Origin of the sequence: Paenibacillus sp. JNUCC32 (genome assembly GCF_014863545.1) — a bacterium.
Taxonomy (GTDB): Bacteria; Bacillota; Bacilli; order Paenibacillales; family Paenibacillaceae; genus Paenibacillus_AQ; species Paenibacillus_AQ lautus_A.
This window is the reverse complement of record NZ_CP062260.1, coordinates 1,327,204-1,353,194: the sequence shown is the minus strand read 5'-3', so window position 1 is coordinate 1,353,194 and position 25,991 is coordinate 1,327,204. Positions and strand designations below refer to the sequence as shown.

Below are 25,991 nucleotides of genomic sequence, written 5' to 3'. Positions count from 1 at the left end.
TCGGTCCCCAATTTCAGCAAGACAGTGTACCTATGCGTAAACGGGTTGCAAACGATTTCGGCATCGAGGAGCAATATGCATTATAATAGGAAAAGGATGCTGCTTTCAGGAGGGACGAGACCGTGCCAAAAATCGAAATCTCGCATAGTAAAAGCGATCACTTCCGCTTCATCAAAAATCCGCAGCTGCTCTTTGCCGGCCAGGTCGTGGACGAGGACTTCTTTTATGGCCCGCCCCAAATCCACGATTTCTGCGAGATCATCTATGTGGTTGAAGGTCGCGGAGAATTCACCATAGCAGGTAAAGTATATGAGCTTCACAAAGGCGATGTCGCCATCTATAACCCCGGCATTCCCCATGAGGAGAAATCCATCACGGACGGGCCTTTCAAGGTAATCTATTGCGGCGTGGATTCGCTTCACATTGAAGGGGTGCCACAGGGGATGCTGCTGCCGGCCTATGTCGAGCCGGTCATATCCTGCGAGAAATACGCTTATAAAGTGGAGAGCTATCTTTCCGAGATCCTCCGCGAATGCGATTCGCAGGTACTGGGATATGAAACGCTGAGCACGAACCTGCTGATGTCATTGATTACCGTGATTTATCGCATCGTGGACGTTAAACACCAATTCCAATCCTTGAAGGGCAAGAATGAAATCGCGCTGCGGACCAAGCACTTTATCGACGCCAACTACACCCAGAGCATCAGCCTCAAGGACATTGCCGATACGATGTATGTCAGCCAGCATTATTTATCCCATCTGTTCAAAAAAGAAGTCGGCGATTCCCCCTTCAATTACTTGATATCCCGCCGGATTGAAGAGGCCAAGCGCCTGCTGGCGGATTCCGAAATGCCGGTGCATGAGGTTGCTTCCCAAGTCGGCTACGGCAACGACAAGTATTTCTCGATGTTATTCAAGAAAATTACCGGTCAAACGCCAAGCTCGTTCCGGGAACAGAGCAAAATGGCCGTGGAGTGAAGGAATTTTCGTTTGTTTTCCTTTCAATAAAGCAGGCAGCCGCAATGGTACGGCTGCCTGCTTTATATATATTACTGTCATATGTCCTTCTATATCGTCAAAAGTATGGAGCATGCTTGATTTTGACGGGGCCGACCGTTTCGATCCTGCTCTGGCATCCGAGACGGTACCCCTCTTCGATTTCTTCCGGATCCAGGCGCCGTTCTTCGGCCAGATTGGGTTCGGACAGATACTCGATTCCCTCCACCACCATGCAGCGGCAGCGCGCACATGTCCCTCTTTTGCAAAAAGAGTTCCAATCCACCTCATTCCGCTCGGCCAAGTCAAGCACCGTCATGCCCAGAACAGGGGCCACGCTGCGCTGAACCTCGCGGCCCGTAAGCTCGATGATTCGGTCCGGCACGGCTTCCATTCTCTCTTCCGCTGCCGGGAGCGACGATTTCTCTCCGCTGTTCCCGCCCTTTTTGTTTTTCCAGAATTTAAACACGCCTTTATCCCCCTATGCATGTACAATCATCAGGTTATGTAGGAATTCCTTCAATTATTATACTGGAAAGTTTAAAAAATCAACATCCCTACTCTTATCGATTCTATGACATCATGCGATTGGAACTCTATGAAAATTTTGCTATACTAGCGTATGCTAGAGCAAATTCCATATTCTATGAGAATCATTCTATTATTTTATTGGGTTGGAGGGAAAACAATAGCATGCTGCATAAACCATTAGGAAAAACAGCCGTCGCTGCCGTTCTTGCCTTATCTCTGCTCGGAACCGCTCCCCATATCGGCCAGGTACAGGCTGCGCCTGCCATTTCGGTAAAGCTGGATGACGTTGCGCTTACATTCGATGCAGCTCCCAGGATAGACAAAGGGGTTACTTACGTGCCGTTCCGGACGGTCGGTGAAGCGCTGGGCATTCAAATCACGTGGAACAGCAAGACGCAAACGGTGAAGGCCATTGGCGAGGTGAAAGGTCAAACGACGGAAGTGCTGCTTCAAGTCGGAAGCACGAGCGCAACCGTCAACGGTAAAAAAGTGAAGCTGGCCGCTCCCCCTGTCCAACGGGAAGGTCGCGTTCTGATTCCGCTCAGCTCGTTCAGCAGCCAATTCGGCGTCAATGTCGGCTGGAATCAGGCGACTCGCACGGTCTCCCTCGTGTCGCCGCAGCGCGAAATGCATCTAAGAGCCTTTTATGCTTTGCAATCTTTCCAAGAGCGGGATCTCGTAGCATCCATGAATTCAGTCGCCTTCGGCTGGAGCCGCATTGATCGGGAAGGTCAGTTTACGCTTCAAGGCGACGAGTATCGTCTGCCTGCGGCGGCCGGCGACGTGACTCCGCAATCGATTGTTGCGGATGCAGCGGATCGGGAGATTAAACCGTACCTTATGGTTTACGCTTTGGACGGAAACGGCGAATTAACCAAAGTCCTCAGCGACAGCAGCCTTCGCCAAAAGTCCATTGAGGGCATCACGACCGCGGTGGCGGATAACGGATTCGGCGGCGTGGTGCTTGATTTCGAAGGGCTCGGTTTTAAACTGGATGCCGCGAAGCAGCAGAAGCTGCTTAATGATTACGTCAAGCAATTGAAAGCGGCATTGCCGAGCGACATTACTCTGTCCTTAGCCGTTCCGCCATTGAACAGCGCCTATAAAGGCTATGATTACAAGACGCTGGCCTCCCTTGCCGATGATCTCATCGTCATGGCGTATCAGTACAATCCGGTTGGCACCAAAGCCCAGGTTCCTGAACCCAACAGTCTGGTGGACCAAGCCATTCAGCAGGCACTTCAGGCAGGCGTTCCTAAGCAGAAGCTCCTGCTCGGCATCAGCTTAAGCAGCGAAACCGCCACATCCGTCGACGATAAGCTCGGCTTGGCCAAGCGCTATGATCTGAAAGGTGCCGCCTTCTGGCGTCTGGGCTTGTTCCGTTCCTATAATAATGGCATGGAAGCCGCCGTGAATGCCTCTGTCGTAAAAGAATAATCTAGTGAATCCTTTCGCAGAATCCCAAATTATAATCTTCTATAAAAAAGAAAGCCTGACAAGATCATCTCTTGTCAGGCTTTCCGGTTATGTATCGAACTCTAAACTGCTTATTCCAATTAGCTCGCGCTTCCTACCAGTTTAGCATAGTTCTCTTGGCTCAATACACGGCGCGCCGTTACATAACGCGGTTCGTAATAGGAGTCGCTAAGCTTGCTGATTCTTACGCCCTTGCTGCTGGAAGCATGCGCAAATTGTCCATCTCCAATGTAAACGCCCGCATGGGAAATGCCGCTTCCGCTTGTATTGAAGAATACCAAATCTCCGACTCTCAGGTCCTCGCGATCCACATGAACCCCGGCTTTAGCCTGACTCTGGGATGTGCGCGGAAGATCCATGTCGAAATTTCTAAACATATACAGAATAAATCCGGAGCAATCAAATCCGCTTGTCGTTGTTCCGCCCCATTTATAAGGCGTTCCTACCAATTGCTTCACTTGATGCTGAAAATTCGGTTGTTGATCAGCATAAGCTGATACGGCACCTGAAGAAAAAATAATTGCAGACCCAAGCAATGTGATGACAAATTTCTTCAAAATATGTTCTCTCCTTCGATGCCTACGGAGTTAGCTAAGGGTTCGGTTGAAGGTTCCCTATACTCTCTATGGTACAAGAATAATTCACCCAAGACGGTTCCCCCGTTTTCACAAACGAAATTCGGCAAAATTCATTAACATTTTGTAACCTTCTCTTAATATAGTATACAAGCAAGGATGCTGTCAATAATATCCTAGAAATCTATCACTATATGTTAATCAATGTCGTATAGGCTGAAAATTTTCATGTTTTTTCATTATGCCATCTCGCATACTCATGACAATTATGTAACACTCCATCGAACCTCCGGCGACGTTTTGTTAACGGGCATGCAACTTTTTTGCAGTTCGGAACGTTTACATATTCAGACAAGAAATCAAAGAGGTGATCCTTCGCTTATGAGTCAAATCACGATGGCTGAAGCTTTAGCAGTCCGGGCAGCAATCAATCGTCTCATGAATCAATTGATGTCGGAACGCTTGAACAACAGCAGCACGATCATTGAAAAAGGGGAAACGGCGGAGTATCCTGCTCGCAGCGTGGATGCCATTACGGAAGAGATCGAAGCCGCCGCAGCGGATTACAGAAAGCTGGATCTGCTGATGGCAATCTCCAACACGACGCAGACCATTAGTTGGAACGGCTCCGACATGACCATCATGGAGGCGATCGAGCTCGCCAAACAAATGCGCAGCGATATCGGACAGCTTGCCCATCTCGGCTCCCGCAAGAAACTGGAGCGCCAGAGCGGACGGGGAAGCGGAGATGGCGCCGTAACGCTGTTTAACGTGGCCCTATACGATCCGGAAGCTTATCAGGCGCAGGCGCGCAAGAAGGAACGCGAAGTGACCAGGCTCTCCTCACTGATCGAGCATGCCAACCATACGAGCATGATTACGTTCGACGCATCAAAATACATGGAGTAGCGGAATCCGCCGGCTCCAAGCCTGCAGGCCGCCTCGCGTGCGGGTTTGGAGCCGGCGGATTCCGTCGGCGGGCGGGAAAGTGCGGGCAACCGCTTATTGTTTGTCGGATACAAACAAACCTAATAGGAAACCAAAAACTCGACTCCAGTGAAAACGGATGACGGCTTACGGTTTACGCCTATCACCTGTCACAAGTTACGGACTTCGCTTACGCAAATATGATCGCTCCGTTTCCCGCTCTCTTCATGAATAATCAGAAAGCCGCCCTTGAGGGCGGCTTTTGTTGCCTTTTCTTTACGAATGTATTATTGGAACAAGGCTGCGGCTCCCACCAGGCCAACATCGTCCCGCAGTCCCGCAGGAACGATCTCGTAGGTTCCTAAATAAGACGGCATGACCAGCTTATCCGTCATTTCCCGAAGCTGCGGGAAAAGGAGCTCGCCTGCTCTGCTCACACCCCCGCCAACCACGATGCGATCGGGGTTGAAGCTGTGAATGACGTTAACCAGTCCAAGCGCCATGTAATAAACGGCACGATCGATGACCTCCACTGCGACGGGGTCATGAAGACGTTTAGCCTCGAATACATGCCTGGCGTTCACGCCTCCATCGGCTGCGGCCAGTTCGGAAATAACGCTGGTCTGGGTAAGCATCCGCTGGGATGCTGCCAGGCCGATGGCCGTTCCTGAAGCAAACACCTCCCAGCAGCCATGGCTGCCGCAATTGCACTGCGGACCGCTGGGATCAATGATATGATGCCCAAGCTCCCCTGCAAAGGAATTGCTGCCCAGAAACAGCTTGCCATCCAGCACGATGCCTGAACCGATGCCTGTGCTGAGCGTCACGTAAACCATGTTCGTCGACCCTCGGCCGGCACCTCTTACATATTCGCCCCATGCGGCTGCATTGGCATCATTCAGCACTTGTACTTCCGTATTCAGATCTCGTTCCATCCAGGCTTTGAGAGGGACGTTGGTCCATTCCGGCAAATTCGTGCCGTGAATGACAATGCCCTCCCGGCTGTTAACCGTTCCCGGCGAAGCCATGCCTACGCCTCGAAGCGGGTGGCCGCCCGACACGCTGCGAATCATGTTCGTAATTCTCGCGACCACTTCCTCGGCCGTACGCGCTCCGGCTGTCTCCATTTGCTCCCGGTTCAGCAGCTGTCCTTCGGAATCAAAGAGCGCTGCCGCGATCTTCGTACCCCCAAGGTCAACGCCAACCACAAATTCTTGCTGTTCATTCAATTCGGTTTGCAATTTTTGTTCACCTGTTTCCGATAGGTTTGCTACTTCTATTGATGTAAGCTGTCAGCCAATGATCGCAGCTCAACCGGATCAATGGGCTTCAGCCCTGATCGGCCATACCGGACAGCGGAGCCGAAATGAACCTCGCTCACGCCGGTCTGGTCGATGAAATCGCGTATGATTTCCCACTTCAGGCCGTTCCCGGCCAATATCTTAAGCCCGCTGCCTGCGGCTTGTTCCACAAGCTCGCGAATCCTCGGGATCGCTTGCGGTGCCGGCTGCGGTCCTCCCGACGTCAAGACGCGGGTGACGGCCGGATATTTCTGCAACGTACGCAGCCCTTCGAATTGATCCTCCAATTCATCAAAAGCCCGGTGGAATGTCACCTGCATATCGCCCGTCCATTCCAGCATTTGGGCCAAGGCGGCCTCGTCGATCTTTCCTTCCGGAGTCAGCATGCCAAGGACCACGCCAGCCGCACCCGCCTTGCGGATCGCCTTAACCTCCGCAACCATGGTTGCTATATCCAGCGCGTTATACACAAAGGATCTGCTATGGGGCCTTACCATCACATGGACCGGAATCCGAACGGCTTTCACGACCTCTTCCACGAGACCGATGCCCGGCGTGAGCCCGCCTTCGGTGATCGCCGTGATCAATTCCAGACGGTCCGCGCCATTCTTCTCGGCTGTGATGGCATCGTCCACGCATGTTGCGATAATTTCAAGCAGCATGTTCTTCACTCCTTACTGTCGTTGGTTCGCTTATGCAGGGCGATACTGCTTCTCCACATAGTCCGCCAGCAGCCTGGCTCCATAGCCGGTAGCCCCTGCCGCGGAGTGAGGGAATTCCCGTTTATACTGGACCGTGCCTGCCATATCGATATGCACCCATTTCATGGTCTCCGCCACAAAATGACGGATGAACAACGCAGCCGTGATCGCGCCTGCCAAAGTTGACGTGCCGACATTCCTCAGGTCGGCATAATCGCTTCTGAGCTCGGATTCATACTCGTCCATCAGCGGCATGGGCCATAGGCGCTCTCCGTTGCGCTCCCCGATCTCGACCAAATCGGCCGTTATCTCCTGATCGCCCCAAATGCCGGCGATCTCCAAGCCTAATGCCGCACCGACATTGCCGGTAAGGGTGGCGATATCGATCACCTTATCAGCGTTAAGATGGGCTGCGTGCAGCAGCGCGTCCGCAATGATCAATCTTCCTTCCCCGTCCGTATTCGCTACCTGAACGCTCAGTCCGTTCGGATAGTGAACGACGGAAGAAGGAAGCATCGCATCCGGTCCCGATAAATTATCCGCTACGGCGATCAATGCCGTAACCCGTACCGGAGCCTTCCGCGACACCAGGATATCCATGGCGCCCACGACGGCGGCTGCGCCGCCCATATCCATGCGGGCATCGCTGATGTCTCGGCCGATCTTAACGTTCATCCCGCCCATATCAAAGGTAACGCCTTTGCCGATAAGCACGATATGAGGGCTTTCCTTCCCGGATTCCGCTCCGTTATAGGAAATCTCGATCATCGCAGGCTCGTATTTGCTGCCGGCACCCACGGCGATCAGTCCGTTCATCTGCCGGTCATGAAGCTCTTGTCCGCGGTATACGTGAAGGTCTACGGGCGCTTTTTTGAAACGATCCTCAACGACCGCAACAAACGCCTCCGGATTTAACGTCTCAGGTGATTCATTCACCAAGTCTCGGGTGAGCTGCGTTCCTTCGATCCGGATTTCCGCCGTCCGGATGATGGCTTCCATATCTTCACGGGAAAGCCCCTCCCAGTCCTCTTGTCGAAGATGAAGGGACAGGGCCTGCAGATTGGCCGTAACCCCGCGATGCTTATTGAATTGATATAATCCGTACAGCCAGCCTTCCAACCACGCCTGGAGCTCTTCCTCCGCCGTAATCCCTGATGCTGCCCCGACATTGCTAGCTGCCGGGCGGATCAGCACGGCGCTTGATTTATTCTCCTTGAGCAGCGCTCTCGCGGCCGAAGCGCCCGTTCTTCGCACCTGCTCCGAAGTCAGGTTCGAACGTTGCCCCATTCCGGCAACGAGATCGTCCGACTCGTGCTCGGAACGTCCATAGAACCAGGTCAGCGTCTGGCTTTGCTTCCGGGATTCCGTTACGCGGTAATGAGACTCCTCTCCCTCATAAACCGCATAAATCGAAGCATCTGCCAGCTGAACTTCATCGATGGTGATGTTCATATCGAGCCCTTACCTCCTTTTATGAGAAAAATGCCTGTTACGCCTTCTTCATGATTTCTTCGTCATATAAATGGCAAGCCACCTGATGTCCCGGCTCAATCTCACGGTATACAGGCGTAATCTGTTTGCATACTTCCATGCAGGAAGGACAGCGGGTATGGAATCGGCAGCCTGTCGGCGGATTGACCGGGCTCGGCAGATCCCCCTTCAGAATGATCCGTTCCTTCTTCTGCTTCGGATCCGGAACCGGCACCGACGACAGCAGCGCTTGAGTGTAAGGATGAAGCGGGCGATCGTACAGCGTATCCTTATCGGCCGTCTCCACGAGCGCGCCCAGATACATAACGCCGATCCGGTCGCTGATATGCTCAACCACGCTGAGATCATGGGAGATGAACAGATAGGTCAGGCCGTATTCTTCCTGAAGATCCTGCAGCAGGTTCAATACCTGGGATTGAATGGATACGTCAAGTGCCGATACAGGCTCGTCGGCTACAATCAGATTGGGACGCACGGACAAGGCTCGGGCAATGCCGATGCGCTGGCGCTGACCGCCGCTGAACTCATGGGCGAAGCGTTCGGCATGGAAGCTGTTCAAACCGACCGTTTCCAACAGCTCGCAAGCCAGTTTATCGCGCTCTTTGGAACTCAGCTTGGTATGAATCAGCAAGGGCTCCGCTACGAGCTCTTTGACTTTCATCCTTGGATTAAGGGAAGCGTACGGATCCTGGAAGACCATCTGCATGTCTTTGCGCAGCGGACGCATCTGGTTCTCGTTGTATCCGCTAATGTCGGTTCCGTTAAAAATCACTTCGCCGCTATTCGGCGTCAGCAGTCGGGTCACCAGCCGGCCTGTCGTCGATTTGCCGCAGCCGCTCTCGCCAACCAGGCTGAAGGTCTCGCCCTTTTGGATTGCGAAGGAGATGCCATCCACGGCACGGAGCTGCTTGGACGTACCGAAGAACCCTTTTTTTACCGTGAATGATTTCTGCAAGTTTTTTACTTCTAATAAAGGTGTTTCTTTCATGCGGTTTCTCCTCCCTTCGAGTGACCTTCCTGTGTCAGCCAGCAGCGGCTTTTGCGATGTTCTTCATTTACAACGGGGAGAAGCTCCGGCTCCCGGGAGAGGCACTGCTCCATGACAAACGGACACCGCGGAGCAAATTTGCAGCCTTGCGGCATGTTCCGCAGATCCGGCACATTCCCCGGAATGGATTCCAAGCGGCGCACCTTTTGTCTAAGCTTGGGCACCGAATTAATGAGTCCTTTGGTGTAGGGATGCTGCGGGTTCTCAAACAATTCCTCGACCGTCGCCTCTTCGACGACTCGGCCAGCGTACATGACAACCACACGGTCACACATTTCAGCCACAACGCCGAGGTCATGGGTAATGAGCAGCATGCCCATCTCCTGTTCCGTCTTGAGTCGATTCATCAGATCCAGGATTTGAGCCTGAATCGTAACGTCCAGGGCGGTTGTCGGCTCGTCCGCGATCAGCAGCTTCGGATTGCACGACATGGCCATCGCAATCATGACCCGCTGGCGCATGCCGCCGGACAATTGGTGCGGATAGTCATCCACGACCTCGTCCGCCCGCGGAATGCCGACGAGTTTGAGCGAATCGATGGCATGCTGCCGCGCTTTCTTGCGGCCGTATCCCAAGTGCAGCATAATCGCTTCCTCCAGCTGCTTCCCGATCCGAAGGACGGGATTCAGCGACGTCATCGGCTCCTGGAAGATCATGGACAGCTCGTTTCCGCGATAGCGGCGCATTTCTTTTTCCGACATTTGCACGAGATCCTTGCCCTCAAAGCTTACCGAGCCCCCGGATATTCGGCCGGGCGTGTCTTTAAGAAGCCTCATGATGGACAGGGAGGTCACGCTTTTGCCGCATCCGGATTCACCCACGAGCCCGAGCACTTCGCCTTTATTGATGTGAAAATCCACTCCTGCTACGGCAAGCACCGATGAGCCATCGCGTTTGAATTCGGTTTTGAGACCTTTAACTTCAAGCAATGTTTGCGTCACGATCTATCCCCCCTATTAGTTTTTCGTCTTCGGATCAAGGGCATCATTCAGTCCGTCACCGATCAGGTTGAATGCGAGCACGGTCAGGAATATGAGAAGCCCCGGGTAATACACGATATGGGGTGCAATACTCAAGTAATCCCGACCCATGCTGAGCATGGCGCCCCAGTCCGGTTCCGTCGGCTTGGCCCCGAGGCCGAGAAAGCTTAACGAGGAAGCCGCCAGAATGGCGCCGCCGATTCTCATCGATACGTTGACGATAATGCTGGGAACCGTCTCGGGGAAAATATGTTTCCAAATAATCCGGTTATGCTTGGCACCCATGGACCGTGCTGCCTCTACATACAAAGATTCCTTTGCGGAGAGCGTCACGCTTCGAATGATTCTGGCAAACGACGGGGTCCCGAAGACTGCCACCGCGATGACTACATTGGATAAGCCCGGCCCCAGTATCGCCACGATACCGATGGCCAGCAGCAGGTCAGGGAACGAGAACATGACGTCACTGCCCCGCATGATGAGGCGATCCAGCCACCCGCCATAGTACCCGCTGATCAATCCGAGAATCGTACCCAGCACGGCGGATATAAATACGGCGCTTAAGCTGACCGACATGGTCAACCGCGTACCGTCGATCAAGCGGCTGAGAATGTCGCGGCCGTATTCGTCCGTGCCTGCCCAATGGGCAGCAGACGGGCCTTGCATCATCGCATCATAGTTCGGCTCATTGGGAGGATACGGAACGATATGCGGACCGATCACCGCCAGCACAAGTAGTAACAAAATAAATCCGCTTGATATAACGGCAAGCTTTTGTTTCAAGAATTTAGACGTAAACGCTTTGAATTTGCCAGTTGCCTGACTCTTCGCAAGCATATCCTCCGGTGCGGAGGAATGGACCGCCACTGTTGAATTGTCGCTCATGAGCTCCCCCTCCTATTTCGATGCATACCGGATTTTTGGATTCAGTACACCGTACAATAAATCGACAATCAGGTTAATCAGGATAAATTCGGCCGCGAACAGCAATAGCAGCGCTTGAATCACGGTGTAATCCCGGAACGCGATGGAATCGACCAAGAGACGCCCCATGCCGGGAATACTGAATACCGTCTCGACCATAACCGAGCCGCCCAGCAAAAATCCGAACTGAAGGCCCGCTACGGTCACGACCTGGATCAGGGAGTTGCGCAGCGCATGCCTGCCGACAACGACGAATTCCCGCAAGCCCTTCGCGCGTCCGGTCCGGACATAATCCTCGCGCATCGTTTCGAGCATCGAAGTACGGGAGTATCTTGCCAGCATGGACATAATCCCCGCTCCCAGCGTAAAGGAAGGCAAAATATAGGATTGCCAGCTGTCGACGCCCCCTGTAGGGAACCAGCCCAGCTCAACGGAGAAAATTTGAATCAGTACAAGACCAAGCCAGAAACCTGGCAGGGAAATACCCGATATAGCCGTCAGCATCCCAATATAGTCCGGCCATTTGCCGCGATTGACTGCTGATATGATACCAATGATCAGACCAATGACCAGTGCCCAGCCAAGGCTGGTAAAGGTCAGGACAATCGTCGGGAAAAAGCGGCTTTCCAACATGTCCGTCACCGGCAAACCGGAGGTAACGGATACACCCAAGTCACCCTTCAACAGATCACTCATGTAGTTCACATACTGCTGCCATAGCGGCAAGTTTAAGCCTAGCTGCTCTCGAATCCCGTTGATCTCCTCAAGGGTGGCATCCTTACCTGCAACAAGCCGTGCCGGATCTCCAGGAATCAGGTGAATGAACATAAATACAAGGATGGATACAACGAACAACAGCGGGATTACACCCAGCAGCCTCTGAATTGCATATCTTCCCAAAGGATGTGCCTCCTTTCAACATGCCAGCTTTTAAAATACGATGGGCCGCTTCCTTATTGATTCAAGAGGCGGCCCACCACAAGGTATACGTTTAGCAAGCTCTTCGCTGCCTGATTATTTGACTTCTGCGTTGATCACGCTGATCGATCCGTCCGGAAGGGCCTTCACGCCTTCAAGGTAAGCACGTTTGCCCGTGATGACCTGATCGACTCCGAGGAATGCCCAAGGAGCATCTTCCCAGATTTGTTTTTGGATGTTTGCATAGATTTCTTTGGCATCTTCAGCTTTGACGGATGCGTTAGCATCTTTGATCCATTGGTCAACGTTGTCGTTCTTGTAGTAAGCGGTGTTGGAACCCGCTGGCGGGAAGAACTCGCTGCTGAACAGACCTTTTGTCGCGCCGTCGGCATCGCCAGACGAAGGAGACCAGCTTACGTACCACATCTGAATTTTCGCGTTTTCCGGCGTAGCCGAGTTAATCTGATCGGACAGGGTTGCACCTTCCATCGACTTCGGTTCAGCTTTGATTCCGACGAGGGCAAGCTGCTGTTGAATAAACTGCATGCCTTTTACCGTTTCGGAATCATTCTCTCCCCAAATCTCAGCTTCGAATCCATCTGGATATCCTGCTTCAGCCAAAAGGGCTTTGGCTTTCTCCGGATCGTAATCATAACCGGATTGCTCGGAGTAGTGCTGGGTCATGGAGGACATGGAAGAAGTCAGCTTCGAACCCAGTCCGGATTTAACGACTTTAATGTAAGCATCTTTATCGATGGCATAGTTGATGGCTTGACGAACCTTCAGATCGTCGTAAGGCTTCTTCATCGTATTCAGCGTGATATAGCGCACGATCGTAGAATCAGTCTTATCGATGACGATATTGGAATCGCCTTCTACTTCGGACACTTGCTCTGTCGGCATAGGATAAATGAAGTCCGCTTCGCCCGTTTTCAGCATCGCGATCCGGGAACCGTTCTCCGGTACCGGTTTGAACGTAATGCTGTCCACCTTCGGAAGTCCTTCTTGCCAGTAATCTTCATTCTTCACAACGACAAGGCGGTCGCCTTGAATCCATTCCTTGAATTTGTAAGCCGCCGTACCTACTGGGTTCTTCGTGATGTCGGCGCTTTCCTTAAGAGCCTTCGGGCTGATCATCAGCGCCATGGCCGTCTTGTTCAAGAAAGCGTTATACGGCTGGCTAAGGGTGATGACAACGGTGTGTTCATCCGGAGTTTGAACATCGGCTACTGTTGAGAAGCTCTTGCGCATTCTGAGGTTGTTCTTTTCATCCATGATGCGATCCAGATTGGCTTTTACCGCTTCAGCATTGAAATCCGTTCCATCATGGAACTTGACGTTCTGGCGCAGATTGAATGTGTACGTCAGGCCGTCTTCGCTGATCTTGTAGTCTTCAGCCAGCACGGGAACGAGTTCCATTTTCTCGTTGAAGCCCATCAAACCTTCATACATCGTGCGAGCACCGGAAATGGAGTGCGTGTCTCCGGCATTGTGAGGGTCAAGCGTGATGAAGTTGGCGTTAATCGCAATGACAACATCTTTGTTATCTTTTGTCACCGGCTTGCTCTCGCCGCCGCCTTCACTTGCCCCTTCGCCGCTTCCGCTGTTTCCGCCGCAGCCTGCCGCAACAATCGTAAATGCGAGCAGCAGCATGAGCAGTGACCATGTTCTACCTTTGAATCTCATTGTTTTACTCCCCCTTTGATGTAGTGAATATCTATAGATTCACTCGCCGCTTCGGCATGTAACAGCCTGCCTGCCGCCTTGAGTTCCTCACCGTTTAAGCATTCCATTCGTACACAGCGCGCCGTTCACCGACAAGCGTGCCCCCATCGTTGAAAATGGCATTCGGAACCAGCTCATACAACCGGTCAATCGTAGACTGATCGCTGTAGCCGAGACGTTCCAGGATGGAAGCGATAATGCACGGCCATACTTGCTCGGAGCCGTCGGATACTTTAAGCGAGATCGCCAAGCGTTCTTTCCGAAGACCGATGCCGTACACGCCCTTCGCGCCGCCCTTGGCTGTCAGGTTGTGGTCCCTGAGCAGAGCTGAGCACACAAACCTGGTGTCTGCAATGATATCCGGATACTCATTCATCAGCTTTGCCATTCTGGCTGCAGCTTCTGCAGTCTCTGGATCCTCGATCAAATCCGGGCATGCCAGTTTAAGGAAGGAATACCCGATACGATCCAGGGGAAGTGCGAAGATGGGAAGTCCGCAGCCGTCAATGCCTTGCGGGATCGAGGAAACCGGAACCTCGGCAAAATAAGCGAGCGTCTCGAGGATTTCTTGCTGAACCGGATGCTCCGGTTTGTAATACGTGCTTTCGTCCCAGCCCATTTGCTTGCATAGAGCAATCAAGCCGCTGTGCTTGCCGGAGCAGTTATGGAAGATTCTGCGCTTCTCCTCATGATCGCGATGGCGCTGCGCCTTGGCATCCTCGTTCAATGGATAAGTTGCGCAGCAGTGAAGCGATTCTTCCCGAATGCCGGTTTTCTTCAGAATGGATTCCAATGCATCAATGTGGAACTTCTCACCCCGATGGGAGGCGGCAAACAAGGCCGTTTCTTCCCCCGTTAGTCCGTACACTTCGTCAATCCGGCGTTTCATTACCGGAATTGCCTGGAACGGCTTGGCCGCCGATCTCAGAAAGGTCATATGATGCGGATCGCCCGCTGCGTATACAACCTTTCCGTTCTCGTCTACGACGCTGATCGCGCCGTAGTGCACGTTCTCCAATACGTTCCCGCGATATTCCTCTACCAATGGCACAAATCCCATGTTCATGCTCCCCCGATCTCCAGATGAATTAATTCAATTGAAAGTAACGATCCTGTGCGACAAGCCCCGACCCGATGATGACCCCATGCTCGTGAAGCTCCGAGCGAACAATCGAAAAGGAATCTTGAAGCGGTTCCCAGATATACTGCGAGTAGCACAGATCCGTGATCTCTTCGTATACTTCGGGAAACTTGTCCAGAAACTCGCCGCTCAAAATGACGCTGTCCGGATTGTACATGCTGACGACGTTGTTGATCGTAATCGCCATATAGGCAAGGGCCCGATCGATCAAATAGCTTGCCCAGCGCGTTCCGGCCCGCCTCTCCGCGAACAGCTCCTCGATCGTGCGGACGGGTTTGATTTTGCTGGCTTCCGACAACAAGGACGGTATATTGATATACGTTTGGAGGCATCCGGCTTTCCCGCAGTCGCACATCATGCCTTCTGGGTCCACGGTCGTGTGACCGATTTCCCCGGCGCTGTTCGTCACCCCGCGGTAAATCTCCCCCTCCAGAATGAGCGCCGATCCGACGCCATTACCGAAGCCCAGGAGCACCGTACGGTTGGAGCCGTAGGCCGAACCCTTGAGCTGCTCCGCCAACGCCTTCACCTTCAGCTCATTGTCCACGACAGCTTGAAGCCCGGTTAGTTCCTTCAGCCTCTCGGCGAGCCCCACATTCTTCCATCCCAGCTGTACCGAAAAATTGACGATGCCGGCGTCGACATCGATGATGCCCGGCAGTCCAACGCCAATGCCGACCACCCGTCTTCGGTCGATATCGCATTCGGCGATCAGCTCTTCAATGGTTTCCGCGATCCGGGTCACCGTGACATCTGCCGTTTCATCGGATGATCTTGAAAAGCTTCCGCTGCACAATACGTTACCCTGAACGTCAATGAATCCGATATTCGCTTGATGCCGATCCAGCTCGACGCCGATCGAGATGACCGCCGTATCCAGCAGCCTTATTAAGGAAGACTTTCTTCCGCGGCCGGCCGAGGCCTGCTCTTCCGTTTCGTGAACGTATCCTTCCTCCGTCAGCTCCGATACGATCCGGCTGACCGTTGTCGGACTCATGCCCGTCTGTTTGGCAATGACGGCTCTTGAAATCGGCTGTTCATTCTTGATGATTTGAAATACTGTGAGTCTGTTCTGCCGCTTCATAAAGTCTTGATCATGCTTTTTCATGAAGACATCCCCTATTTAATTTCACCAGTAGATTAATTAGATCAATTTTCCAAGTAAAAAGATCCGAAATCATCAAAAAACAGTGATTATTATCAGTTTTAATATTTTTATTCTCCAGTGATATTAATAATAAAACGTGTTTTGTAAAAGTGTCAATATATATGACACATTTAAATAAATATTTTTTTGATTCTGGAAATGTAAGCATTTCACTTTTTTACGAAAGAAATTCAATCTCCTGCATACATACAGATGACCGCCCATCACGCACAATATGACATGAACATGACGTAATATCTCCTAAAATGTAGGTAACAACGTCGTTTCACCCCAATAATAAAGCCACCCGAGAAAAGAATGATTGGAACATTCTTCATCCCGAATGGCTATAAGTGGAGTACATCTATGATATTTTCGGTTTTGTCCCAGGTTGTTAGGGACATCCTTGTTTCATCAGCCTAAAACGAATGAAACCACCCGAGAAATTAATTCGAGGGGCCCTCGAATATCCCGGATGGCTTATGTATAGATCGAAGCATGAGCGCAGCTTTACGATTTTCCGGCTATTTATCTTAACCGCTTTGTTTTGACACACATAACATATAGATTTAAACGCCTGTAATCCTCAATTTTATATTCTTTTAAGTCATTTATCTTTAATCTTAATCTCTTGATTACTTAAATTTCTTATCTTTTATCTTTAGTCTTTTAATCTTTCCCCCCAGCGGAGGTTTGAGGATAGCCGATCCTTTGAGAGTCCGTTTCTACCTTGCCTATTCCATTCCGGAAACGGACGGACAACAGAGCGGATAGACTCAAACCGGAGCGCCTTACTTGTTTTTGTAATATTCCACCGCTTTATCGAAATAATGCTTTTCGTCCTCAGGCAGGTCCTCAAAATAGTAAATGGCCGCGACCGGACACGCCGCTTCGCAGGCACCGCAGGAAATGCATATATCGGTGTCGATATAGAACTGGTCGTCCCCTTCTTCGATGCAATCCACCGGGCAAACGTCTACGCATTCTCCCGCCTTCTCTTCGATACAAGCTGAGCCAATAACATACATCCGTGATTCCACCTTCCCAAGTGTAATAAGAATCTTCTAAATTCTAAAGCCGGGCTATCATTTCAAAAAGTCCATTACTCATTCATTTGCTCGGTTTCTATACTTTTTATACTAAAATATATCATAATTATGTGGTTAATCATGCCAGTTGTCAACAAACCGCGAGAGAATAGCCTTGAAAACGGCCATTCCGGTTGACTTATAGAAGGTAAAGACATAAGATGAGACATATTGCTTTTTAACCTTTTTTGTTGCAAAAGAAAGCATTCATCGAGAAACAAGGCGGTGATTATAGTGGATCAAGAAGTTGCATACAGCACCCGCGAGTATATCATGCAAATGTTGAAAATAAATGGTGAACTCAGCACGAAATCCATTACCGAGGCACTGGGCATTACGGGCATGGCCGTCCGTCGACATCTGGAGAGCTTGAAGAATGAAGGGTACATCACGTATCGAACCGTGAAGCAGCCGATGGGAAGACCCGTCTCGCTATACAGTCTTACTGAATCTGCAGAGGATTTTTTCCCTAAGAACTATCATTCGCTTGCCCTCGATCTGCTTAACGAGCTCCAGGACGAGGCCGGCGACGAAATGATATCTTTGCTGTTCGACAAGCGCAAAGACACGTTGCTGAACAAGTACACGCCGACGGTAAAAGCCGAGACTCTCGAAGATCGGGTCGCGGCCCTTGCCCAGATTCAGAACGACAACGGATATATGGTGGATTACCAAAAAGTCGCGGATGAAGAATACGTGCTTGAAGAACTGAACTGCCCGATCTCCCAGGTAGCCAACCGGTACCAGCATGCATGCCGCTGCGAGCTTGATCTGTTTCAGTCCTTGCTGGAAGCGGATGTGGAACGTACCGAATGTCTTGCCAAAGGCGATAAGAAATGCGTGTACCGGATCCGAAAGCAAGCCGAAGCCAAACAAACATAATATCTGTTATTGCCACTTCAGGCTCCTTCCATACGGGAAGGGGCCCTTTTTTTGTCAAAAGATAAGAAAGTATAAACTTCAGAGGCTTACCCACCTTATCTCGCAAGAAAAACTTCCGCTATATGCGGTCTGTCTTCTGAGAAAGTACGTCGATAGACGTGTTTCTTATAGCACTTGTCCTATCCTATTCTCTTGAATCACGAGACATGTATGTTTCTTGGAATTATTCCAGTACAAGCAGTCGATCATCCTGATCGGACGGCACGCCCCGGCCATCGGTATTGTTGGTAATGACATAGGTTTTGCCGTTATGGACCTTAACGTCTCTTAATCGGCCTTCGCCTTCCAGCACGGTCTCGAGCGCGGTTTTCTCCGGCTGGAACCGGTACAGCTTCTGTCCCCGAAGGGTCGCCACGTACAAGCGGTCCTGCTCGTCAAATGCGATGCCGGAAGGAGCTATTGCCGTTTCGCCGCTATGGTACAGCGGGAGTTCCATGCCTTCCAACGTATCATCGCCATAAATTTCGGGCCAGCCGTAGTTGCTGCCGGCCGTGATTTCATTAATCTCATCGTGTCCGCCCGGCGTGCCGGAAGGCCCGTGCTCCGAGCTGTAGAAATTCCCTTCCGAATCCCATGCCAAGCCCTGCGAATTCCGATGCCCTAACGTATAGACGTAAGAACCTGCCGTCGGATTGTCCGCCGGGACTTTCCCGTCCAGCGTTAATCGCAATATTTTGCCTGCCAGGTTCTCCTGATTTTGCGCAAGCTCGCCCTCGCCCGAATCTCCCGTCGTAACATAGAGCATCTCATCGGGACCGATCGCGATTCTGCCGCCATTATGCACATTGGAGCCGGGAATGGACTCAAGGAAAACTTGGGACTCCGTCCATTGGTTTCCCTTCAACTCCAGCAGAACCAGCCGATTCAAGAGCGTTCCACCCTGATCATAGGTGTGATAGGCGAAGGCTTTTCCGGAATCCCGAAAATCAGGCGCTAACGCAAAGCCCAGAAATCCCCCTTCTCCTTGATGCGAAACCGGCTTCTCGGTATGTACCGATTGTCTGTTCAATGTGCCGTCCTTGATCTGAACGATATTCCCTTCCCGCTCGCTGATATAAATCGTCTCACCGTCAAAATCGATGGACCAAGGCGTTCTCAGCTGCTCCGCAAGCACCTGATAGGAAGAATCAGGAGCCGCCTCCCCCCGCTCCTCCTGCGCTCCTTCTTCAGCCGAAGGGGACGACTGGTTTGTACATGCAGCAAGAAACAGCAGCGCCGCTGTAAACATCATGCCGAACATCTTTTGTTTCAAATCCAGCACCTCCCGGGTTTATTCAGGGCTCCGGTGCATCATCTGGATGTCCTGCCCTATGTCGTGCCCTATGCCCTGCAAAGAACTCATCACGATATCCTCATCGCTAAACGATTCGATCCGGCTGCCCGCAACATAACGGGTTTCGTGCCCTCGTCCGGTTATAATGATCCTGTCCTCGTCACCGGCCATTTCCACTGCGCGTTGAATCGCTTCTTTACGGTCTAAGACAACCTCCCAGTTCCCCGATTCGCGGGACGTTAAGCCGCCCAGCATCTCGGCCATGATCTGCTCCGGATCCTCCGAGAACGGATTGTCGGCCGTGAACAATACATAATCCGAATACGCGGCTGCAATATCGGCCATGATCGGCCGTTTCGAGCGGTCCCGCTCGCCCCGGCAGCCCATCACGCATATCATTTTGCCTGAAGTAATGGCCTTGGCGGATTGCAAGGTTGCCTTAAGACCGTCCGGATTATGCGCATAATCGACGACCACGCCAAAACGGCGTCCTGTTTGTATTTCTTGAAACCGGCCATGAACCCCTGCAAATTGCTCCAAACTTTCGCGGATTTCTTCCAGCGGTATCCCTTCCAGCAGACAGGTCGTCATGGCAGCCAGCGCGTTGTATATATTGTGTGCTCCATGCACCTTCAGATTAACGTCGCTGCTTCCCCAAGGCGTTTCTGCATGAAAGGCGCAGCCTTCCCTTGTGTGATGAATTTGCGTTGCCCGGACGTCCGCCTGATTCTGAATGCCATAGGTTATGATTTGTGCGGATGTCCGTTTTGAGTAATAAGAGGATGCGGCATCGTCTGCGTTCAAGACGGCCTTCTTCAGCATGTCACGGGTACTGTTACCCAGCTGGGCGAACAGCAGCTCCTTCGTATTGCGATAGCTCTCCATGGTCTGATGGAAGTCCAGATGATCATGCGATAAATTCGTGAAGACGACCGTCTGAAAATCGCATCCGCGCACCCTTCCCATATCCAATCCGTGCGAAGATACCTCCAGAACACCGTATTCACCCCCATGCGAGATGATCGTATGAAAATAACGCATGAGCTGGATCGTATCCGGCGTCGTATTCAGCGTTTTCTCCACATGATTTCCGATTTTCATATACAAGGTGCCGATGATCCCTGTCTTGCGGCGGGCGTCGTTAAGTATTTGATCTACCATATGAGTCGTCGTCGTTTTGCCGTTCGTCCCGGTAATTCCAATCAATTTCAATCGCCGCGTAGGGTCGCCAAAAAAAGCGTTTGCGAGAATCGGCAGAATTCTTCTTGTATCCGGCACCGTTATATGCGTAACGTTTCCTGGCAGTCCCGAAAGCTCCCGCTCGGCCACGATGGCAACAGCCCCATTCCGTATCGCCTGTTCGGCATAATCATGGCCGTCCACGTGAAATCCCGGCACGCATACGAACATGCCGCCCGGCCGGATTTCTCTTGAATCTGTTTCCAGGCTCGTGATATCCGCGGAAGTACGGCCCGTAATCTTTTTTAATATCAGCCGATCCGTCAGTGATTGTAGAATCATGTCTGGTACCTCATCTCGTGATGTAATCATATACCCAGGGTCAGGTGGCAGCGTGAAGTATAAGATGTAGAATTTACGACTATGTATCGTTTTAACCAGCATTTCTAATTAACCTAACCAAGCAAGGGCTTTCTGAAACTGAATTAGGGGATTATGTTCTGCTGCGGCCCGATTTCTTTGGAGGAGTTCACTTTATCCACTTACGCCATATCAGATCAAACAAAGTGGTGACTGGATTCGTTAACCATGTTACGCTTAAAGTAAGCGGTTGCAAGAAAATAAGCATTGAATGTATGCAGCCTGTTCTATAAAGAACGCGGACAAAGGATCCGAAAATCCATATCTGCCTGAAAGGGGAGCTTTCGATGGGACCGTTCACCGACGATTTGCTTCGCGATAAAGTCGTTTTGATTACGGGAGGCGCCACGGGCCTGGGGCGCGCCATGGGAGAGAAATTCGCGCTGCTGGGCGCCAAGCTCGCCATATGCGGACGCCGGGAAGAAGTGCTGCAGCAGACCGCTGAGGAATTAAAGCAGAAGGGCTGCGAGGTATGGTACAAAAGCTGCGATGTTCGCGACCCTGCGCAAATCTCGGCTCTTGTTGAAGCGGCAGAGCAGCATTACGGAGGCATTGATGTGCTTGTCAACAATGCGGCCGGGAACTTTATCAGTCCCACGGAGCGCCTTTCTCCTCGGGCTGTGGATGCCGTGCTCAACATCGTGCTGCACGGCACCTTCTATGCCACCCTGGAGGTCGGCAAACGCTGGATCGAACAAGGCAAAGGCGGAACGATGCTCAACATCGTCACCACATACGCTTCTACGGGCTCTGGCTACGTGGTCCCGTCCGCGGCTGCCAAAGCAGGCGTGCTTGCGCTGACGCGCTCCCTGGCCGTGGAATGGGCACCATACGGCATACGCCAGGTAGCCATCGCCCCGGGGCCGTTCCCAACCGAAGGCGCCTGGTCAAGATTATCCCCAACGCCGGAACTGGAACAGAAAATGATCGACCGCATCCCCCTCAAGCGCGTTGGGGATGCTGAGGAGCTGGCTAATCTCGCCGCCTATCTGATTTCCGATTATGCCGGCTATATTAATGGCGACGTGATCACCATCGACGGCGGCGAATGGCTGCAGGGGGCAGGACAGTTCAACGAGCTGGCCGAAGTGACCCATGAGCAGTGGGATCGGTTGGCCGAGCTGACGCGCAAAGGCAAATAGCATATACGCAAGAAAAGCAGCGTTCCATCTACTTTCACCGAAGACGGAAACAGAAGGCGGAATAGGTGTGAATCGAATTTTCAGTTTCTCTGAAAACTTATGTATTTCTATAATCTAAATGAGCCCCAAGCCGGGAGCATCCAACGGACTGCTCCCGGCTCGGGGCTCATCTTGCGTTTAAGATTACATATTATGCTTCGTAGGAATCTACCAGCAAGGCATATACGATGCCGGGTCCGTGAACACCAATCGTCAGATCGTTCTCGATATCGGCGGAACGGCTCGGACCCGATATGAAATGGATCCCTGCTGGCAGCTGCTCACGTCCGGCCTGATCGAACTGTACGAGAATCTCTCCTAATCGGGTAACCATTCTGTCGATTGGAATGATAGCCATCAGTACGGTCGGCAGCAGGCTGACCGAACGGCCCTTATGCGGGGCGGACTTCACCGTAATCGAACCGGTGTAGGCCGCAGCGTAATCGGCCATGACAACGCCGAAGTCGGCTCTGGCGGCGACAGCCCTCCAATCCGTGTCCGCCGCTTCGTTCCAGGAGAGAACCAGCGCATCGGGCAGACTCTCTTCCAGACCCAGTCGATCCAGCGCGTCCTCCTGCTGACGAAGAATCGTAGCTGCGCTCATCTCCATCGCTTTATCCCTGATAAACCGGGTGACCTCTTCGCGATGGCTCAGTCTGACCACATGGCCTCCGGCTGCTTCAAAGTTCGCGGTAAACTGCGTAATTTTCTCCTCAAGCGGCCAATTAAATTCTTTCCAGAAATCCGGTGCACCACGGAAAGGGTGCTCCGGAGCGGAGCGAATCCGATCTCTACCCAGCTTCGCGGCGATCCCATCCATGAACTGCTCCTGCTTCCTGCGGGATTGTTCTTCTAGACGGGTTAACCAGCCGCGATCGGTTTCGTTAGTCATGCGCATTCTCACCCTTTCCGGATTTCTGCTGCCGAAGCCGCTCGCTCAACCGATCGGCGATTACGGGATCCATGGTCCCCGAGGTTCTGCGAATATCCTGCTCCATCTCGGGCCATCGATCACGGAAGGAATGTTTGGGAAGGCTTGGGGTCACCCTGTACGAATTCCATCCCTTCAAAGGACCGATTCTCGTTCGGATCTCTCCGCCCCGAACCACCAGCTTCTGGCCCCATTTTCCGAGGGATACCACGCTGCGGTAACGCTTGGCATTACCCATGACCGCCGAGAAGCCTTTCATCCCCATCGCTTCCAGCTTATCGCCGCGTCCGGCTTCAATCTTCCGGCGGCGCAAGGATACCAGCATGTCATGCAGCGGGATCTTGACCGGGCATGCTTCATAACAGGCGCCGCACAGGCTGGATGCGTTGGCGATATCGTCCCATTCCGCGACGTTCTTGTTCAAGGCCGGCGTTAATACGGCACCGATTGGGCCGCTATACGTGCCTCCATAGGCGTGCCCGCCAATATGACGATATACCGGACAAGCATTCAGGCAGGCACCACATCGTATGCAATTGAGCAGCTCCTGGAATTCCGGATCGCCGAGCTGGAGAGAGCGCCCGTTATCAATAATGATAATATGCATTTCGTCTGGTCCGTCGGCATCCAGCTCTCTCTTCGGCCCGCTGATGCCGGACATGTATACCGTCAGTTTCTGGCCGGTCGCGGACCTCGGCAGCAAGGTAGCCATCACCTCGAGGTCAGACCATGAGGGTATAATCCGCTCCATGCCCATTAGGGTGATTTGCGTCTTCGGCACGGTCGTCACCATCCGGGCATTGCCTTCATTCTCGAACAGGACCATAGAGCCCGTCTCGGCGATGGCAAAATTACAGCCCGTCATGCCAATGTCCGCTTCGAGAAATTTCTCGCGCAGCTTCATGCGGACGAAACCCGCCATAATCGCCGTATCCGGCGGCAGCGCTTCTCCCGCCTCCGCGGACAGCAGCTCTGCGATCTGATAACGGTTCTTGTGGATGGCGGGAATAATAATATGGGATGGCGTTTCATCCGCAAGCTGAATGATGTACTCGCCGAGATCCGTTTCCACGGCCTCCACCCCGATGGAATCCAGTGCCTTGTTCAGGTGCAGCTCCTCGGACACCATCGATTTCGATTTGACGACGGATTTGGCCGACTTATGCTCCGCTATCTGCAGGGAGATCGCAACCGCTTCTTCTGCCGTCTCCGCAAAATGGACATGCGCTCCGTTCGCCCTGGCTTGCTCGGCAAACTCATTCAAATAATAATCCAAATGCGCAATGGTATGGAGCCGGATTTGGCGCCCCCGTTCCCTCCACGCATCCCAGTTGCCATGCTCCTCCGACGCCAGCTTTTTGCCAAGCCGCAGCCGTTCTGTCGTAAACTTCACCGCGTTGCGCAGAAATTCATTGTTCAGGGCGTAACCTGCACGCTCCTTCACCGTCTGCGCTTTCGTCTCAGCTGTGCTCATGCACGCTCACCCCCTCGTACAAAAGCTCGGCCAAATGCTTGACCTGAACCTTCTCGCCCCGGTGTCGCAGATTGCCGGCAATGTTCATGAGGCAGGCCATGTCAAGTCCGACCAGCACGGACGCCTCGGTTTCCAGCACATGATCGCTTTTCTCCGTTACCATCGCGCCCGAAATATCCGCCATTTTCACGGCAAACGTTCCCCCGAACCCGCAGCAATCCTCGGCAAACGGCAAGGGGACGAGCTCCAGCCCTTTGACGTGACTCAGCAGTTTCATCGGTTCGTCCTTCACCCCGAGCAGGCGGCTGCCGTGGCAGGAAGGATGATAGGTTACCTTGCGCGGATAGACGGCGCCAACATCGGTCACGCCCAGCACGTCGACGAGGAATTGCGTAAACTCATAGCATTTGGATTGAAGCGCTTTCGCTTTATCCAGGTAAACGGGATCGTCCTTGAACAAATCCGGATAATGATGAATCATATACGTGCAGGACCCCGAAGGGGACACCACAAAGTCGCTGTCGTCAAAAGCGTCCAAAATCGTCCTGGCACTGATGCGCGCCTCTTCCCAATAACCGCTGTTGTAGGCAGGTTGGCCGCAGCAGGTCTGGATTTCCGGGAATTCCAGCTGCACGCCGTACCTTGCCAGCAGTCTTGCCATCGATTCAGCTACCCGCGGGAACAAGGCATCGCTGAGGCAAGTGACAAACAATGAAATCTTCAACCTCTTCACCCCGCTAATCGTCAGGATAGGCCGATGAGTCGGCCTCTAGCAAGAACCCCCCGGAACGGGGGGATTCCATGTTGATATGATCCAGCAGCTTGCTCTATACGGATTCGATTCGAAGACCCAGCGCACGATAAGGCGCCGCTTCCTCTTCCGTCAATCTCCGGTCGGTGATGATCAGGTTCACTTCGGCGAGGTCGGCGACCTGCGCAAAAGCCTGCGTGCCGAATTTGCTGGCATCGGCAAGCAGAATGGTCTCATCCGTCATCCCGATCATTTTTTGCTTGATTCTCGCCTGCAGCTCATTGGATTCGCTCAAGCCCCGGTCCATGTGCACGCCCTTGCAGGAGAGGAAGGCTTTATCCACGTAGTAAGCTTCCAGCGAACGCTCCGCCAGCGGACCGACGAAGGACAAGGAACGATGAGCCAGGATTCCGCCCGTCGAGATGACCTGAACGCGCTCCTTGGTGCTCAGCTCAGCGGCCACCTTAATCGAATTCGTCAGCACGGTAATCGGAATGTCCGGTATGATCTTGGCCATGTACCACGCGGTTGAGCTTGCATCCAGCAGGATGCGGTCGTTCGGATGGATTCGCTTGACCGCTTCCTCCGCGATTCGCTGCTTCTCCAGCGCATGCATGATTTCCCGTTCAGCATACGGTATTTCCGGCTGAGACCGCTGAATTTCCGGTTGATCCTTCACGCTAACCGCTCCCCCGTGGGAACGGCGCAGGCGCCCTGCTTGCTCCAGCCTGTCAAGGTCGCGGCGAATCGTTTCCTCCGTTACGCCGCAGAGCTGACTCAGCTCGGAGACTCGAATGCTCCCTCTTTCGTTGACCAACTGTACTATTTTCTCATATCGTTCTGCAACCAGCATCATACCGCCCATCCTT

General features: G+C 52.5%; 24 protein-coding genes and 1 riboswitch. Of the genes, 5 read left to right on the top strand and 19 right to left on the bottom strand.

What is annotated here, in order from left to right; genetic code table 11:
• The first annotated feature begins 122 nt into the window (after positions 1 to 122).
• Positions 123 to 980 (top strand): AraC family transcriptional regulator, encoded by an 858-nt coding sequence (locus tag JNUCC32_RS06260; RefSeq protein ID WP_096774353.1) that lies wholly within the window; start codon positions 123 to 125, stop codon positions 978 to 980.
• Between the two features lie 97 nt (positions 981 to 1,077).
• Here JNUCC32_RS06260 and JNUCC32_RS06255 read toward each other — a convergent pair whose 3' ends face one another.
• Positions 1,078 to 1,467, bottom strand: a complete 390-nt coding sequence (locus tag JNUCC32_RS06255) for a 2Fe-2S iron-sulfur cluster-binding protein (RefSeq protein ID WP_192571390.1) — start codon at positions 1,465 to 1,467, stop codon at positions 1,078 to 1,080.
• A gap of 224 nt (positions 1,468 to 1,691) precedes the next feature.
• Between JNUCC32_RS06255 and JNUCC32_RS06250 the strand changes: the two genes are divergently transcribed.
• Positions 1,692 to 2,966 (top strand): stalk domain-containing protein, encoded by a 1,275-nt coding sequence (locus JNUCC32_RS06250; RefSeq protein WP_192571389.1) that lies wholly within the window; start codon positions 1,692 to 1,694, stop codon positions 2,964 to 2,966.
• A 119-nt stretch (positions 2,967 to 3,085) separates the two neighbouring features.
• Here JNUCC32_RS06250 and JNUCC32_RS06245 read toward each other — a convergent pair whose 3' ends face one another.
• Entirely contained in the window at positions 3,086 to 3,562 is a 477-nt protein-coding gene (locus tag JNUCC32_RS06245) for a C40 family peptidase (RefSeq protein WP_015736121.1), read from the bottom strand.
• Positions 3,563 to 3,565: 3 nt separating this feature from the next.
• A riboswitch (cyclic di-AMP (ydaO/yuaA leader) is annotated at positions 3,566 to 3,699 on the bottom strand.
• A gap of 262 nt (positions 3,700 to 3,961) precedes the next feature.
• Between JNUCC32_RS06245 and JNUCC32_RS06240 the strand changes: the two genes are divergently transcribed.
• A complete protein-coding gene (locus JNUCC32_RS06240) occupies positions 3,962 to 4,489 on the top strand; it encodes a hypothetical protein (RefSeq protein ID WP_015736122.1) in 528 nt (175 codons plus the stop codon).
• A gap of 305 nt (positions 4,490 to 4,794) precedes the next feature.
• On the opposite strand, the gene JNUCC32_RS06235 is transcribed toward JNUCC32_RS06240, so the two are convergent.
• From JNUCC32_RS06235 to JNUCC32_RS06185, 11 genes are all read right to left on the bottom strand, one after another.
• Entirely contained in the window at positions 4,795 to 5,748 is a 954-nt protein-coding gene (locus JNUCC32_RS06235; RefSeq protein WP_096774356.1) for an ROK family protein, read from the bottom strand.
• Positions 5,749 to 5,783: 35 nt separating this feature from the next.
• Positions 5,784 to 6,470, bottom strand: a complete 687-nt coding sequence (locus tag JNUCC32_RS06230) for a copper homeostasis protein CutC (protein WP_096774357.1) — start codon at positions 6,468 to 6,470, stop codon at positions 5,784 to 5,786.
• A gap of 30 nt (positions 6,471 to 6,500) precedes the next feature.
• Positions 6,501 to 7,961 carry a leucyl aminopeptidase family protein gene (locus JNUCC32_RS06225; RefSeq protein WP_192571388.1) on the bottom strand — a complete coding sequence of 487 codons (1,461 nt, stop codon included), beginning with the start codon at positions 7,959 to 7,961 and terminating at the stop codon, positions 6,501 to 6,503.
• Between the two features lie 37 nt (positions 7,962 to 7,998).
• The gene (locus JNUCC32_RS06220) at positions 7,999 to 8,988 is read right to left on the bottom strand and encodes an ABC transporter ATP-binding protein (protein ID WP_096774359.1); all 990 of its coding nucleotides are present in this window, start codon (positions 8,986 to 8,988) and stop codon (positions 7,999 to 8,001) included.
• Entirely contained in the window at positions 8,985 to 9,989 is a 1,005-nt protein-coding gene (locus tag JNUCC32_RS06215) for an ABC transporter ATP-binding protein (protein WP_192571387.1), read from the bottom strand. The genes JNUCC32_RS06220 and JNUCC32_RS06215 overlap by 4 nt, the downstream gene beginning before the upstream one ends.
• Positions 9,990 to 10,004: 15 nt before the next feature.
• Positions 10,005 to 10,913: an ABC transporter permease gene (locus JNUCC32_RS06210; protein WP_192571386.1), complete on the bottom strand. Its 909-nt coding sequence runs from the start codon at positions 10,911 to 10,913 to the stop codon at positions 10,005 to 10,007.
• A gap of 12 nt (positions 10,914 to 10,925) precedes the next feature.
• A complete protein-coding gene (locus JNUCC32_RS06205; protein ID WP_009592113.1) occupies positions 10,926 to 11,852 on the bottom strand; it encodes an ABC transporter permease subunit in 927 nt (308 codons plus the stop codon).
• A gap of 114 nt (positions 11,853 to 11,966) precedes the next feature.
• Positions 11,967 to 13,556: a glutathione ABC transporter substrate-binding protein gene (locus JNUCC32_RS06200; RefSeq protein WP_096774360.1), complete on the bottom strand. Its 1,590-nt coding sequence runs from the start codon at positions 13,554 to 13,556 to the stop codon at positions 11,967 to 11,969.
• 94 nt (positions 13,557 to 13,650) lie between these two features.
• Positions 13,651 to 14,655, bottom strand: coding sequence for an asparaginase (locus JNUCC32_RS06195; RefSeq protein WP_192572604.1), 1,005 nt, complete (start codon positions 14,653 to 14,655; stop codon positions 13,651 to 13,653).
• Positions 14,656 to 14,683: 28 nt separating this feature from the next.
• The gene (locus tag JNUCC32_RS06190; RefSeq protein ID WP_096774361.1) at positions 14,684 to 15,844 is read right to left on the bottom strand and encodes an ROK family transcriptional regulator; all 1,161 of its coding nucleotides are present in this window, start codon (positions 15,842 to 15,844) and stop codon (positions 14,684 to 14,686) included.
• A gap of 830 nt (positions 15,845 to 16,674) precedes the next feature.
• Positions 16,675 to 16,911, bottom strand: a complete 237-nt coding sequence (locus JNUCC32_RS06185; RefSeq protein ID WP_009592106.1) for a ferredoxin family protein — start codon at positions 16,909 to 16,911, stop codon at positions 16,675 to 16,677.
• Between the two features lie 294 nt (positions 16,912 to 17,205).
• On the opposite strand from JNUCC32_RS06185, the gene JNUCC32_RS06180 reads away from it, so the two are divergent.
• Positions 17,206 to 17,853, top strand: coding sequence for a helix-turn-helix transcriptional regulator (locus JNUCC32_RS06180; protein WP_096774362.1), 648 nt, complete (start codon positions 17,206 to 17,208; stop codon positions 17,851 to 17,853).
• Between the two features lie 223 nt (positions 17,854 to 18,076).
• Here the strand turns inward: JNUCC32_RS06180 and JNUCC32_RS06175 are convergent, their stop codons facing one another.
• Together JNUCC32_RS06175 and JNUCC32_RS06170 are read right to left on the bottom strand one after the other, a co-directional pair.
• A complete protein-coding gene (locus JNUCC32_RS06175) occupies positions 18,077 to 19,174 on the bottom strand; it encodes a PQQ-dependent sugar dehydrogenase (RefSeq protein ID WP_228468885.1) in 1,098 nt (365 codons plus the stop codon).
• A gap of 9 nt (positions 19,175 to 19,183) precedes the next feature.
• Entirely contained in the window at positions 19,184 to 20,707 is a 1,524-nt protein-coding gene (locus JNUCC32_RS06170; RefSeq protein ID WP_192571384.1) for a UDP-N-acetylmuramoyl-L-alanyl-D-glutamate--2,6-diaminopimelate ligase, read from the bottom strand.
• Positions 20,708 to 21,072: 365 nt separating this feature from the next.
• Here JNUCC32_RS06170 and JNUCC32_RS06165 point away from each other — a divergent pair, with 365 nt between their 5' ends.
• On the top strand, positions 21,073 to 21,927 hold the full coding sequence (locus JNUCC32_RS06165) for an SDR family oxidoreductase (protein ID WP_090908383.1): 855 nt from the start codon (positions 21,073 to 21,075) through the stop codon (positions 21,925 to 21,927).
• Positions 21,928 to 22,117: 190 nt separating this feature from the next.
• On the opposite strand, the gene JNUCC32_RS06160 is transcribed toward JNUCC32_RS06165, so the two are convergent.
• From JNUCC32_RS06160 to JNUCC32_RS06145, 4 genes are all read right to left on the bottom strand, one after another.
• A complete protein-coding gene (locus JNUCC32_RS06160; RefSeq protein ID WP_096774603.1) occupies positions 22,118 to 22,858 on the bottom strand; it encodes a LutC/YkgG family protein in 741 nt (246 codons plus the stop codon).
• A complete protein-coding gene (locus JNUCC32_RS06155) occupies positions 22,851 to 24,371 on the bottom strand; it encodes a LutB/LldF family L-lactate oxidation iron-sulfur protein (RefSeq protein ID WP_015736139.1) in 1,521 nt (506 codons plus the stop codon). The genes JNUCC32_RS06160 and JNUCC32_RS06155 overlap by 8 nt, the downstream gene beginning before the upstream one ends.
• Positions 24,358 to 25,095, bottom strand: coding sequence for a (Fe-S)-binding protein (locus JNUCC32_RS06150; protein WP_096774365.1), 738 nt, complete (start codon positions 25,093 to 25,095; stop codon positions 24,358 to 24,360). The genes JNUCC32_RS06155 and JNUCC32_RS06150 overlap by 14 nt, the downstream gene beginning before the upstream one ends.
• Positions 25,096 to 25,198: 103 nt before the next feature.
• Entirely contained in the window at positions 25,199 to 25,975 is a 777-nt protein-coding gene (locus JNUCC32_RS06145) for a DeoR/GlpR family DNA-binding transcription regulator (RefSeq protein ID WP_096774604.1), read from the bottom strand.
• Positions 25,976 to 25,991: the final 16 nt, after the last annotated feature.